Source organism: Streptomyces exfoliatus (genome assembly GCF_000725545.1).
Taxonomy (GTDB): Bacteria; Actinomycetota; Actinomycetes; order Streptomycetales; family Streptomycetaceae; genus Streptomyces; species Streptomyces exfoliatus.
Window position 1 is genome coordinate 1 of the sequence record NZ_JNZP01000042.1, and the last position, 13,941, is coordinate 13,941.

The 13,941-nt window shown below is 74.3% G+C and carries 6 protein-coding genes; all 6 read left to right on the forward strand.

Going from position 1 to position 13,941, the window contains the following annotated elements; genetic code table 11:
- Positions 1-3,739, forward strand: a 3,739-nt coding sequence (locus IO20_RS0131930; protein WP_037636779.1) for a non-ribosomal peptide synthetase, incomplete at its 5' end; no start/stop codon positions are given.
- Positions 3,739-10,899, forward strand: coding sequence for an amino acid adenylation domain-containing protein (locus IO20_RS0131935; RefSeq protein WP_063761458.1), 7,161 nt, complete (start codon positions 3,739-3,741; stop codon positions 10,897-10,899). The genes IO20_RS0131930 and IO20_RS0131935, both read left to right, overlap by 1 nt.
- Positions 10,900-10,901: 2 nt before the next feature.
- Positions 10,902-11,138: an MbtH family protein gene (locus IO20_RS0131940; RefSeq protein ID WP_030556234.1), complete on the forward strand. Its 237-nt coding sequence runs from the start codon at positions 10,902-10,904 to the stop codon at positions 11,136-11,138.
- A gap of 118 nt (positions 11,139-11,256) precedes the next feature.
- Positions 11,257-12,051 (forward strand): alpha/beta fold hydrolase, encoded by a 795-nt coding sequence (locus tag IO20_RS0131945; protein WP_030556232.1) that lies wholly within the window; start codon positions 11,257-11,259, stop codon positions 12,049-12,051.
- A gap of 12 nt (positions 12,052-12,063) precedes the next feature.
- Positions 12,064-13,005 carry a TauD/TfdA family dioxygenase gene (locus tag IO20_RS0131950; RefSeq protein ID WP_030556230.1) on the forward strand — a complete coding sequence of 314 codons (942 nt, stop codon included), beginning with the start codon at positions 12,064-12,066 and terminating at the stop codon, positions 13,003-13,005.
- An 89-nt stretch (positions 13,006-13,094) separates the two neighbouring features.
- Positions 13,095-13,883 (forward strand): FkbM family methyltransferase, encoded by a 789-nt coding sequence (locus IO20_RS0131955; RefSeq protein ID WP_051875004.1) that lies wholly within the window; start codon positions 13,095-13,097, stop codon positions 13,881-13,883.
- The last annotated feature ends 58 nt before the right edge of the window (positions 13,884-13,941 follow it).

Sequence of the window (13,941 nt, forward strand, 5' to 3'; positions counted from 1 at the left end):
GTCGGGCGATCCGAGTTTCGGGGAGCTGCTGGAGCGGGTGCGGGCCACCGACCTGGCGGCCTACGCGCACCAGGACCTCCCCTTCGAACGCCTGGTGGAGCTCCGCGATCCCGAACGTTCGCTGGCCCGCCACCCGCTCTTCCAGGTCTCGCTGAACTACGACACGGCCGAGACGGCCCGAGCACGCGAAGCCGCACCGGAACTGGACGGGCTGACCGTGGGCGGGCAGCGGCTCGGCGTCTCCACGTCCAAGTTCGACCTCACCTTCGCGCTCACCGAGACCCGCGCCCACGACGGCGGCCCCGCCGGACTGTTCGGGATGCTGGAGTACAGCACCGACCTGTTCGACCGCGGGACCGCCGAGCACCTGGTGGAGCGGTTCGGTCGGGTCCTTGAGGCCGCGGTGGCCGCGCCCGGCGCCACGCTCGACGAGATCGACATACTGCTGCCGGGCGAACGCGGGCTCCTGGAGGGCGCGTGGAGCGAGCCCGACCCCGGACCGCTCGCCGCGCCCGCGGACGGCGCCCGCTTCCCGGACCTGTTCGAGGCGCAGGCCGCCCGCACCCCGGACGCCCCCGCCGTCCGCGACGGCGACCGGGAGGTGTCCTACGCCGAGCTGAACGACCGGGCCAACCGGCTGGCCCGGCTCCTCGCCACGCGTGGAGCGGGCCCCGAGAGCACCGTCGCCGTCCTGCTGCCGCGCGGCCCCGAGCTGATCACCGCCCTGGTGGCCGTCCAGAAGGCGGGGGCCGCCTACGTCCCCCTGGACACCGAGCTGCCCGCCGAGCGGATCGCCCACATGCTGGACGACGCCCGCCCGGTGCTCGTCCTCGCCCTCACCGGGACACAGGACGCCCTCCCTGCCGCGGCCGGCCCCGTGATGTGCCTCGACGCCCCGGCCACCGCGGCGGCGCTCGCCGGGCTGGACGGCGGCGACTGCACCGACGCCGACCGCCGCGCACCGGCCGCGAGCCACGACCCGGCCTACGTCGTCTACACCTCCGGGTCCACCGGCAGGCCCAAGGGCGTCGTGGTCGAACAGCGCTCCCTCGCCGCCTTCCTGGTCCGCTCGGCCGCCCGGTACCGGGGAGCCGCCGGAACCGCGCTGCTGCACGGCTCCCCGGCCTTCGACCTCACGGTGACCACCCTGTTCACCCCGTTGATCGCCGGCGGCTGCATCGTGGTGGCGGACCTGGACACGCCGGAGCAGGATGCCCCGGCCCGTCCCGACCTGCTCAAGGTCACCCCCTCCCATCTTGCCTTCCTGGACACGATCGCCTCCTGGGCGGCCCCCGCGGCCGACCTGGTCGTCGGGGGCGAACAACTGACCGCGGCCCGACTGGCCCGGCTGCGCCAGGCGCACCCGGACATGCGGGTCTACAACGACTACGGCCCCACCGAAGCCACCGTGAGCTGCGCGGACTTCGTCCTGGAACCGGGCGACGCACTGCCCCCGGACACCGTGCCGATCGGACGCCCCCTGCCGGGACACCGACTGTTCGTCCTGGACGATCGCCTGCGCCCGGCGCCCGCCAACGTCCCCGGCGAGCTGTACGTCAGCGGAGTCGGGGTGGCCCGCGGCTATCTGGGCCGGCCGGGGCTGACCGCCGAGCGGTTCGTGGCCTGCCCGTTCGGGAATCCGGGGGAGCGGATGTACCGCACCGGCGACCTCGCCCGCTGGCGCACCGACGGGAACCTGGAGTACCTCGGCCGCCGCGACGACCAGGTGAAGGTGCGCGGCTTCCGCGTCGAACCGGGCGAGATCGAGACCGCCCTGCTCGACCGTCCGGAGATCGGCCAGGCCGCCGTCGTCCTGCGCGGCGAACGCCTCGTCGCCTACGTCGCGGCCCCGCCGGAGCGGTTCGACCCGGACGCGCTCCGTCAGGCGCTCGCGTCCCGGCTGCCCCGGTACATGGTCCCCGCCGCGTTCGTCCGGCTGGACGTCCTGCCGCTGGCTCCGGGAGGCAAGCTCGACCACCGGGCGCTGCCCCAGCCGCCGGCGCCCGCTGACGCCCCGCACGAGAGCAGGCCGCCGCGCGACGCGTGGGAAGGCGTGCTGTGCGAGGCGTTCCGCGAGGTGCTGGGGGTCGCGGAGGTCGGGACCGACGACGACTTCTTCACCCTCGGCGGCGACAGCATCGGCTCCATCCAACTCGTCGGCCGGGTGCGCGCGGCGGGCGGTCGGATGACCGTCCGCGACGTCTTCGAGCAGCGCACGCCCGCCGCCCTCGCGGCCCGCTCGCGCCCCGGCGGCCCGGCGACCGAGGTGCTCGGCGGCCGGGGGACCGGGCCGGTGGCGCCGACGCCGATCAGCTCCTGGCTGGCCGAGCTGGGCGGCGCGGTCGACGGATACAACCAGTCCATGCTGCTGCGCGTCCCCGCCGAGGCCGACGTGGCCGTCGTGACCGGTGCCCTCCAGGCGCTGCTTGACCACCACGACGCGCTGAGGATGCGGGCCGAACCGGAGGACGGCCACTGGCGGATGGAGATCGCCGAGGCGGGCGCGGTGGACGCGGTCACCGTACTGGAGCGGGTGGACGCGGCGGGCGCCGGGCAGGAGGAGCTGGACCGGATGGTCCGGACGCACTGCGCCGCGGCCCGCGACCGGCTCGCCCCGCGGAAGGGCTCCGTCCTGCGCGCCGTCTGGTTCGACCGGGGGCCGCGGGAGCCGGGACGCCTCGCGCTCGTCGCCCACCACCTCGTCGTGGACGGCGTCTCCTGGCGCATCCTCACCGCCGACCTCGGCAGCGCGTGGCAGGCCCTCGCCGAGGGCCGGGAACCCCGGCTCGACCCGGTGGGCACCCCGCTGCGGATCTGGGCCGGGCACCTGGAGGAGCTGGCCGCCGACCCGCGCCGCGCCGAGCGGTGCGCCCACTGGGAGGAGCAGTCGGCGAGGCCCTGGGAGACCGGCCGCCTCGACCCCGCCCTCGACGACCGGAGCACCGAGGAGGCCCTCTCCCTCACCCTCCCGGCCGCCGCCACCCGCGCCGTGCTCGGCCCGGTGCCCGCCGCGCTCGGCGTCGGGGTGACCGAAGTCCTGCTCGGGGCGTTCGCCGCCGCCGTGCGGAGCTGGCGTCCTGCGGAGGCCGCGGACGGTGTCACGGTGGACCTGGAGGGCCACGGCCGCGAGGAGGACGTCGTCCCGGGAGCGGACCTCTCCCGCACGGTCGGCTGGTTCACCGCCGCCCACCCGGTCCGGGTGCCCGCCGCCGGGCCCGACGACGACCGGACCGGCGCACTGCGGGCGCTGGGCGCGATCCTGGACCGGGCGCCGGACGCCGGTCTCGGCTACGGCCTGCTGCGCTACCTCAACCCGCGCACACGGCAACGCCTCGCCTCCCTGCCCGCGCCGCGCTTCGGCTTCAACTACCTGGGCAGGTTCGGCGGTTCGGCCGGTGACCGGGACGCGGCCGACCGGACGCCGGACTGGTCGCCGGTGGGCAGCGGGCTCGCCGGCCAGCCCGCCGGGCTTCCCCTGGCCCACGAGATCGAGGTCACCGCGGTCGCCGCCGAGGGGCCCGAGGGCCCGCGTCTGATCGCCACCTGGTCCTGGGCCGGCCGGCTCCACCGGCAGCGGGAGATCCGCGAACTGGCCGAACTCTGGTTCCGCGAGCTGGAGGAGCTCGCTTCCGCCGAACCGACCCCGGTCGGCCCCCCGCCCCTGTCGGACCCGGCCCCCCTGGTCGAACTCTCCGACGCCGAACTCGACCAGCTCGAAGCAGAGTGGAAGGCCGGCTGATGCGCCGATCCCTACAGGACGTCCTGCCCCTCTCCCCGCTGCAGGAGGGCCTCCTCTTCCACAGCGAATACGTTGGGGACGAGGCCGTCGACGTCTACACCGTCCAGACCGAGGTGGAGCTGCGCGGACCGCTGGACGTCCCGGCGCTGCGCGCGGCCGCCGAGGCCCTGCTGCGCCGCCACGACAACCTGCGGGCCGGCTTCGCGACCCGCGCTCTGAAGGACCCGGTGCAGTTCGTCCCCCGAGAGGTCGAACTTCCCTGGGAGGAGGCCGACCTCCGCGCGGCCGACGACCCGGACGCGGAGGCGGCCCGACGGCTGGAGGAGCACCGCTGGCGCCGATTCCGGCCCTCCAAGCCGCCGCTGGTGCGGTTCCTGCTGCTGCGTACGGCACACGACCGCTACCGTTTCGCGCTCACCAACCACCACATCCTGTTGGACGGTTGGTCGATGCCGATGCTGCTGCGCGAACTCATGCTGCTCTACCGCACCGGCGGCGATGCCTCCGCCCTGCCGCCGGTGCGCCGCTACCGGGACTACCTCGCCTGGCTGGGGAGCCGCGACACCGGGGCCGCGCAGGACGCCTGGCGCGGGGCTCTGGCGGGCCTGGAGGCCCCCACCCTCATCGCCCCGCGGGCCGACCGGGCCGCGGAGGCGCCGAGATGGCTCGACTTCGCCCTGTCGAAGACCGCCTCCGCCGGTCTTGCCGCGGCCGCGCGAGGCGCCGGTCTCACGCTCAACACGGTCGTGCAGGGACTGTGGGCCCTGACCCTGGCCCGCACCACCGGCAATCAGGACGTGGTGTACGGGGTGGTCGTCTCCGGTCGTCCGCCGGAGCTGGACGGCGTCGAGTCCATGATCGGCCTGTTCGCCAACACGGTCCCGCTGCGGGCCCGGATGCCCGTCGACGAACCCCTGATCGGTTTCCTGCGGCGGTTGCAGCGCGAGCAGAGCGCGCTCCTCGACCATCAGCACCTACGGCTGGCCGACATCCAGCGCCTGGCCGGCCGGGGCGAGCTGTTCGATTCGGTGATGGCGTTCGAGAACTACCCGGACGGCCCCGCCGATGAGCCTTCCGACCCGTCCTCCGACGCGCCGGGACGTGTGCGCGTGGTGGCCTCCAGGATGCGCGACGCCATGCACTACCCGCTCGGTCTCCTGGCCTCCCCCGGACCGCCGATGCGCTTTCGCCTGGGCCACCGGCCCAGCGCGGTCACGCCGCGCCTGGCGGCCGCCCTGCGCGACCGCCTGCTGCGGCTCGTCGACGCCTTCCTGGCCGCCCCCGACCTGCCCCTGGGCAGGCTCGACGTCCTCGACGACACCGAACGCGCCCTGGTACTGGAGAAGTTCAACGACACCGCGCGCGAGGTCGAGGACACCACCGCCACCGAGTTGTTCCTCCGGCAGGCCGCCCGCACCCCCGGCCGGATCGCCGTGGAGACGGCCGAGCGCTCCCTCGACTACGCCCGGCTCGCCGACCGCTCCGGCCGGCTGGCCCGCCTGCTGGCGCAGCACGGGGCGCGGGCCGAGCGGTTCGTCGCCGTCGTGCTGCCGCGCTCGCCCGAACTGGTCGAAACCGCGCTCGCGGTGTGGCAGACCGGAGCCGCCTACGTCCCGGTGGACCCCGCCCACCCGGCCGACCGGGTGACCCGGCTCCTGCGGGAGGCCGATCCCGTCCTCACCGTCACCACCGCCGACCTGGCCGACCGGCTGCCGGCAGGGCTCCCACTGCTGGTCCTGGACGCCCCGAGCACCGCCGCCGCCCTCCAGGGCCTGCCGGGCGGCCCGCTGGACGCGAGTGAACTCCCCGCACCCGTGGGCCCGCAGAACGCCGCGTACGCCATCTACACCTCCGGGTCCACCGGCCGCCCCAAGGGCGTGGTCGCCACCCACCGCTCCCTCGTCGGCTACCTGCTGCGCGGCTCGGACCAGTACCCGGCCGACGGACGCTCCCTGGTGCACTCGCCGGTCTCCTTCGACCTCACCGTCGGCGCCCTGTACGTCCCGCTGATCAGCGGCGGCACGGTGCGCCTCGCCTCCCTGGACGACGAACCGGTCCTGCGCCCCGGCGAGGCGTCCCCGGACTTCGTGAAGGTGACCCCCAGCCACCTGCCCGTTCTCGAAGGGCTGCCGGGCGAGGTCAGCCCGACCGGGGCGATCACCTTCGGCGGGGAACAGCTCACCGGCCGCCACCTGCGGCGCTGGCGCGCCGACCACCCGGACGTCACCGTCTACAACGTCTACGGGCCCACCGAGACGACCGTGAACTGCTCCGAGCACCGCATCGCCCCCCGTGACCCGGTCGGCGACGGGCCGGTCCCCATCGGACGGCCGCTGTGGAACACCCGCCTGTTCGTCCTGGGCCCCGGCCTCGCCCCGGTGCCGGTCGGCGTTCCGGGCGAGCTGTACGTCGCCGGCGCCGGCCTGGCCCGCGGCTACCTCCGCGATCCGGGCAGGACCGCCGAGCGCTTCGTCGCCTGCCCCTACGCCGCCGGGGAGCGGATGTACCGAACCGGCGACCTCGTCCGCTGGAACGAGGACGGCCTGCTGGAGTACCTGGGCAGGGTGGACGACCAGATCAGCCTCCGCGGCTTCCGGGTGGAGCCCGGCGAGGTGGAGGCGGCGCTGGCGGCCCACCCCGCGGTCCGCCGCGCCGCGGTGGTGCTGCGGGAGGACACACCCGGCGACGCCCGACTGGTCGCCTACGCCGTCCCCACCGAGCCGGAAGGAGCGCAGGGCACGCCGCCCTCCGCGCCCCCGCTGCCCACCGAGCAGATCCTGGAGCACCTGCGCCGGACCCTGCCGCCCTACATGGTCCCCGCGCACCTGGTGGAGCTGCCCGCGCTGCCCGTCACGCCCCACGGCAAGATCGACCGGGGCGCGCTGCCGGAGCCCTCCCTCGCCGGCGCCCCGGCCGGGGGAGCGCCCCGCTCCCCCCGCGAGGAGATCCTGTGCGGCATCTTCGCCGACGTGCTGCGGCGCCCGCAGGTCTCCATCGACGACGACTTCTTCGCCCTGGGCGGGCACTCCCTGCTGGCCACCCGCCTGGCCAGCAGGGTGCGGGCGGCCCTGGACGCGGAGATGCCGGTGCGCCGCCTCTTCGAACACCCCACGGTCCGCTCCCTGTCCGCACTGCTGGACTCCCAGGACGGCAGACGCCCACCGGTGACGCCCGCGCGGCGACCGGAGCACGTCCCGCTCTCCTACGCCCAGCAGCGGCTGTGGATCATGCACCGGCTCACCGGCCCCGACGCCACCTACAACATCCACCGGGCGCTGCGGCTCGACGGCGACCTCGACGTCCCGGCGCTGGAGGCCGCGCTGCACGACGTGACCGAACGGCACGAGACGCTGCGCACCGTCTTCCCCGAGGGCGCCGAGGGCCCCTACCAGAAGGTGCTCCCGGCCCGACGGGCGGCCGGGGCCCTCACCGTCCTCCCGGTCGCCGACCAGGAGGTGGACCGCACCCTCACCGAGCTGGCCGCCCACCGCTTCGACCTGGAGTCCGAACCGCCGATGCGCGCCTGGCTGCTGGAGAGCGGTCCGCGCAGCCGGGTCCTCGTGCTGGTGCTCCACCACATCGCCAGCGACGGCTGGTCGGGCAGGCGACTCCTGCGCGACCTGTTCACCGCCTACACCGCGCGTCGCGCGGGCCAGGCCCCCCAGTGGCGGCCGCTGCCGGTGCAGTACGCGGACTACGCCCTGTGGCAACGGCGCTACCTCGGCGACCCCGCAGACCCCGCCAGCCCATCCGCCGTCCAACTGGGGTACTGGGAAAAGCAGTTGGCAGGGCTTCCCCAGGAGTTGCGGCTGCCCGCCGACCGGCCGCGCCCGGCCCGCCCGACCCGCACCGGAGGCCAGGTCTGGCTGACGCTCCCGGCGACGGTCCACTCCGCCGTGGCCGACCTGGCCAGGACCTGCCGGGCCAGCGTGTTCATGGTCGTCCAGGCCGCCGTCGCCGCCTTCCTCACCCGGATGGGCGCCGGGGAGGACATCCCCATCGGCGCCCCGGTCGCCGGGCGCACCGACGAAGCGGTGGAGGAGCTGGTCGGATTCTTCGTCAGCACCCTGGTCCTGCGGACCGACACCTCCGGGAACCCCACCTTCACCGAACTCGTCGGTCGGGTTCGCGACACCGCGCTGGGCGCCTACGCCCACCAGGACCTGCCCTTCGAGCAGTTGGTGGAGCGGCTGAGGCCGACCCGCTCCCTCGGCCGGCACCCCCTCTTCCAGGTCGCCCTGTCCTGCAACAACACCGAGGAGCAGATGGCCCGCCAGGGCGGCCGTCCCCCCGGGCTCACCGTCACACCGCACCAGGTGGAGACCGCCCGCTCGAAGTTCGACCTGATGTTCACCTTCCTGGAGAACCACGGGGAGGACGGGCAGCCCACCGGCATCGAGACCGCCCTCGAATACAGCGCCGACCTCTTCGACCGGGAGACCGCGCAGAGCCTCCTCGACCGCTTCGGCCGGATGCTGGCGATCTGGGCGGCGGAACCGGCCGGCACCATCGGCGCACGAGAACTCCTCGCGGCCGACGAGCGGCACACGGTGGTCACCGAATGGAACGCCACCCGGCGCGCGGACCTGGTCGCGACACTGCCGCGGATGTTCCAGGAGCAGGTCGCCCGTACCCCGCACGCCACAGCCCTCGAACACGCCGGCCACCACCTGACGTACGCCGAACTCAACGCCCGTGCCAACCGGTTGGCCAGAGTGCTGGTGCGGCGCGGCATCCGCCCGGAACACCGCGTCGCCACGCTGATGCCGCGTTCCCTCGGGCAGATCACCGCCCTGCTGGCCATCGCCAAGGCCGGCGGCGCCGCCGTACCGGTGGACCCCGGCCACCCCGAGCAGCGCATCGCCTTCATGCTGCGCGACAGCGCCTGCGCCCTGGTCCTGGCAGCCGACCCGTACGCGGCGGGACGCGAGGAGATCGCCGGCGTCCCGGTCCTCGTCCCCGGCGACGAACCGGCCCAGGAGCCGGCCACCGACCTCGCCGACGGCGACCGCAACGCCCCCCTCACCGCCGACAACGCCGCGTACGTCGTCTACACCTCCGGATCCACCGGCCGCCCCAAGGGCGTGGTGACCGAACACCGCGGCCTGCTGTCACTGGCCACGGCGCAGCGCGAGCGGTACCCGGTGGAGCCCGGCAGCCGCGTGCTGCAACTCGCCTCGCCGTCCTTCGACGGCGCCGTACTCGAACTGCTCATGGCCCTCACCACCGGAGGGACCCTCGTCCTGCCCGACGGGCCCCTCCTCGCCGGGCAACCGCTCGCCGAGATGCTGGCCGAGCACCGCATCAGCCACGCCTTCATCCCCCCGGCGGTGCTGAGCGGCCTCCCCTCCGAAGGGCTGGACGGTCTGCGCTGCCTCGTCGTCGGCGGCGAGGCGGTCACCGCCCCCCTCGTGGACCGCTGGGCCCCCGGCCGTCGCATGCTCGACATCTACGGCCCCACCGAGACCACCGCGGTCACCCTGACCAGCGAGGCCCTGACCCCCGGCGGCCCGCCGCCCGCCATCGGCACGCCCGTGCCCAACACCAGGGCCTACGTGCTCGACGACCGGCTGCGACCCGTCCCGCCCGGCGTGACGGGCGAGCTGTACCTGGCCGGCGCGTCACTGGCACGCGGCTACGGCGGCCGTCCGGCGCTCACCGCGAGCCGGTACGTCGGCTGCCCGTTCGGAGAGCCGGGGGAGCGGATGTACCGCACCGGCGACCTGGCGCGCCGGGACCGGGAGGGCCGCGTCCACCACATGGGCCGCACCGACGAGCAGATCAAGCTGCGCGGCTTCCGCGTCGAGCCCGGTGAGATCCGGGCCCGGCTCACCGAGCACCCCGCCGTGCGGGAGGCGGCGGTCGTCCTGCGGGAGGACGGGCCGGGCGGACGCGCGCTGGTGGCCTACGCGGTACCGGCCGACGGCCCGCCCCGCCCCATCGCGACCCAACTGCGCGCACACCTGACCGCCCTGCTGCCGCCCTACATGGTGCCCGCCGCCTTCCTGGTGCTGGACGCCCTGCCGACCACCGCCAACGGCAAGCTCGACCGGGACGCCCTGCCCGCGCCGGAACCGCTGGCCGAGGAGGCGGGGCGGCCGCCGCGCGACGAACGCGAGGCCGCCCTGTGCGAGGTGTTCGCCGAGGTGCTGGAGCGCACGTCGGTCGGCGCCGACGACGGGTTCTTCGAGAACGGGGGGCACTCGCTGCTCGCCGTCCGGCTGGTCGCACGGGTCCGTGAGCGCCTGGGCGTGCCCCTGGCCGCACGGGACCTGTTCGAGGCGCCGACCCCGGCCGCCCTGGCCGTACGCATCGGCCGGGGCACCGAGCGCCGCGCCCCGGCACCCCTGCTCACCCTGCGGGGCCGGGGCGACCAGCCGCCCTTGTTCTGCGTCCACCCGGCCGTCGGTCTGGGATGGGCGTACGCGAGTCTCCTGCCGTGGCTCCCCGCCGACGTCCCCGTCCACGCGCTGCAGGCCCGCACGCCGGCGGACGGTGTCGGTCTGCCAGGGAGTGTCGAGGAGATGGCCGACGACTACGTCCGGCTGATCCGCCGCGTCCGACCGCACGGCCCCTACCGGCTGCTCGGCTGGTCGCTGGGCGCCCACGTGGCCCACACCGCGGCGGGCCTGCTGGAGCGCGACGGGCAGCGGGTGGACCTGCTCGCCATGCTGGACGCCTACCCACCCCACCGCACCGGGGACCCCGGGGGACGGGCCGAGGGGTCCGAGGCCGAGATCGTGGCGGCCAACCTGCGCGAGTCGGGGTTCGCGTGGGAGGAGGCCGACCAGCGCGCGGGACGCTTCCCGCTGGAGCGGTTCCGCGCCCATCTGCGCCGCGTGGACAGCTCGCTCGGGCACCTCGACGACGCCGAACTGACGGCGGCCAAGGACGTCTACGTCAACAACGTCCGGCTCATGCGCTCCTTCACCCCCGGCCGTGTCCGGTGCGGAATCGTCCTGATGACCGCGGAACGCACCCGCGGCCTCGATCCCGCGGCGTGGGAGGCGCACACCGACGGAGGCGTCGAGGTGCACCGGCTGGACGCCGCCCACATGTCCATGCTCACCGAACCGACGTCGGTCGCCGAAGCCGGCCGCGTCCTGACCCGCCGACTGGACTCCCTCCGGGGAGCCACCACGAAGAAACGAGAGGTATGACGATGACCAACCCCTTCGACGACGCCGAGGGCGCCTTCCACGTCCTGGTCAACGACGAGAACCAGCACTCGCTGTGGCCCCACTTCGTCGAGATCCCCGCGGGCTGGCGGGCCGTGGTGCGCGAGCGCCCGCGCCAGGAGTGCCTGGACTACATCGAGGCGAACTGGACCGACATGCGCCCCCAGAGCCTCATCGAGGCCATGGAGGCCCACGAGAAGTCCGCGGGCGCGACCAAGTGACCTCGGGGGCGCGGGCGGGCGGCCCGGTGCAGGGACCCGCCCGCCCGCGCCCCCCCCGCGCCCGTTCACCGACCGACCCCGGTCCTGAAGACCGCCGACGAACTGCGAGGAAGCCTGGATGCTGGCACGGATCAACGGGATCGACCTGGATCACGCGCGCACCGGCAGCGGTCCCCCCGTCCTCCTGATCATGGGGAGCGGCGCCGCCGGAACGAGTTGGCATCTGCACCAGGTGCCCGCGCTGGTCGCCGCGGGTTTCGAGGCCGTCACGTTCACCAACCGGGGCATCGCCCCCAGCGGCGGGGGTCCCGGTTTCACCCTCCAGGACATGGCGGCCGACACCATCGGCCTGATCGAGCACCTCGGTCTGGGCCCGTGCGCGGTCGTGGGGACGTCCCTGGGGGCCAGGGTCGCGCTCGAGGTCGCCCGTATCCGCCCCGACCTGGTCTCCCGGTGTGTCCTGATGGCGCCGCGGTCCCGCGCGGACCGGATGAGGGCCGCCGCGACCGCAGCCGAGATCGATCTCGCCGACAGCGGCGTCACCGTGCCGCCCCGCTACCGGGCGGTGGTGCGGGCCATGCAGAACCTCTCGCCCAGGACGCTCGCGGACGACGAGCGGATCGCCGACTGGCTCGACCTGTTCGAGCTGACGGCGACCGCGGGCCCCGGTGTCCGTACCCAGAGGGAGATCAGCGCCGCCGACGACCACGGGGAGGACCTGGCCCGGATCACAGCCCCCTGCCGGGTGATCGCCTTCGCCGACGACATCGTGGCGCCGGCGCACCTGGCCAAGGAGATCGCCGACGCCCTGCCCACAGCCGACTACCACGTGGTGCCCGACTGCGGCCACTACGGCTACCTCGAACAGCCCGACATGGTCAACCGGCTCATCACCCAATTCCTCGACGCATGAAAGAGCCCCTCCATGGAACCGACCACCCCCTGGCGGCCCGCCGCGATCAGCCCGGACAGCCACGCGCTGCCCGCCACCGCCGACGCCCTGGCCGGCTTCCTCCAGGACTCCGCGCGCACCGACGAACTCCTGGCCGCCCACAAAGTGCTGGTCCTGAGCGGCTTCGGAGTGGGCCCTGAGGAGCTGGAGAAGATCATGCCGCTCCTGCTGCCTGACCGCCTGCCCTACGTCTTCGGCAACTCCCCGCGCACCAAGGTCGGCCACAACGTGTACACCTCCACGGAGTACCCGGCCGAGTTCACCATCTCGATGCACAGCGAGATGTCCTACGCCGCGCAGTGGCCGGCCCGGCTGCTCTTCTACTGCGAGCGGGCGGCCGACAGCGGTGGCGCGACACCGGTGGTGGACAACGCCGCCTGGTACCGGGCACTGGACCAGGACGTCCGCGACGCCTTCGCGGGCGGCCTGCGCTACACCCAGAACCTCCACGGGGGGCGCGGGCTCGGCAAGAGCTGGCAGGACACCTTCGAGACGCAGGACCGCTCGGAGGTCGAGGACTACCTCTCCCGCACCGGCGCCACCTGGCAGTGGAACGCCCGCAACGGACTGCGCGTCAGCCACGTGCGGCCCGCGACGATCGAGCACCCCGACACGGGCGAGCGGCTGTGGTTCAACCAGAGCGACCAGTGGCACCCGGCCACGCTCGGCGACGAGGCCGCCGCCGCGCTGCTGGGGATGCTGCCCCCGGAGGAACTGCCCCAGTCGGTGGCCTTCGCGGACGGCACCCCGATACCCGCCGACCACGTACGCCAGGTGCGCGACCGCGGCCTTGAGCACGCCGTGGACAACGACTGGCGGCCCGGCGACCTCATGCTCGTCGACAACGTCCAGGCGGCCCACGGCCGCAGGCCCTTCACCGGCGACCGCCGCATCCTGGTCGCCATGTCGGACTAGGGCCTGTCCGGTCGATCAGGGCCGGACAGGCCCTGGGCCCGCTCCCACCGCCACAGACAGCCGCCGCCCACCCCACAGGAAGGCCGCCGATGACCATCGCCCTCGCCGACGTGGCAGGCCTCAACAAGCATGAGACCGAGTTCCTCTACGACGAGATCTTCACCCGCCGCGCCTACCTGCCCGAGGCCCTGCACCTGCCCGAGGACCCCGTGGTCTTCGACGTCGGGGCCAACATCGGCATGTTCACCCTCTTCGTGCGCTCCGAGAGACCAGGTGCCACGGTCCACTCCTTCGAACCGGTCCCCCAGGTGTACGACCTCCTGCGCCGCAACCGGGAGCGCCACGCGGTGGCAGGGCTCGCCCACCCCTACGGCCTCGCCGAGGCGGAACAGCAGGTCGAGTTCACCCACTATCCCGGCTACTCGACCATGTCCACGCGCAGCACCCTGGCGGACACCGAGGCGGAACGGGCTTTCGTCCGGGGTCAGGTGCGAACCGACCACCTGCCCGAGGCCGAGCGGATGCTGGACGAGCTCCTCGCCTTCCGGTTCCGGGAGGAGAAGGTGAACTGCCGGCTCCGCCCGCTCTCCGCGGTCCTCGACGAGCACCCCGTGGACCGGATCGACCTGCTGAAGATCGACGTTCAGCGCGGTGAGCAGGAGGTGTTGCGGGGCCTGGCGGACCGGCACTGGCCACTGGTCCGCCAGATCGCCATGGAGGTCCACGACAGCCCCGGCAGCAACACCGCCGGTCGGCTGCGAGCGGTGGCCGACGAGCTGGAGCGGCGCGGGTTCAGCGTCCTGACCGAGCAGGAGGACCGGTACGCGGGCAGCGACCGCCACAGCGTGTTCGCCGTCGCGGAGCCCTGTCGCGGCTGAGGTACGCCCCCGCCCGGCCGCCCCTCGCAGATCCGAACCGAACGGTTCCCCACCCCCG

Bases quoted from the DNA above. Each gene is read 5' to 3' on its own strand.
- IO20_RS0131935 (WP_063761458.1), top strand. From the start codon at position 3,739: ATGCGCCGATCCCTACAGGACGTCCTGCCCCTCTCCCCGCTGCAGGAG.
- IO20_RS0131940 (WP_030556234.1), top strand. From the start codon at position 10,902: ATGACCAACCCCTTCGACGACGCCGAGGGCGCCTTCCACGTCCTGGTC.
- IO20_RS0131945 (WP_030556232.1), top strand. From the start codon at position 11,257: ATGCTGGCACGGATCAACGGGATCGACCTGGATCACGCGCGCACCGGC.
- IO20_RS0131950 (WP_030556230.1), top strand. From the start codon at position 12,064: ATGGAACCGACCACCCCCTGGCGGCCCGCCGCGATCAGCCCGGACAGC.
- IO20_RS0131955 (WP_051875004.1), top strand. From the start codon at position 13,095: ATGACCATCGCCCTCGCCGACGTGGCAGGCCTCAACAAGCATGAGACC.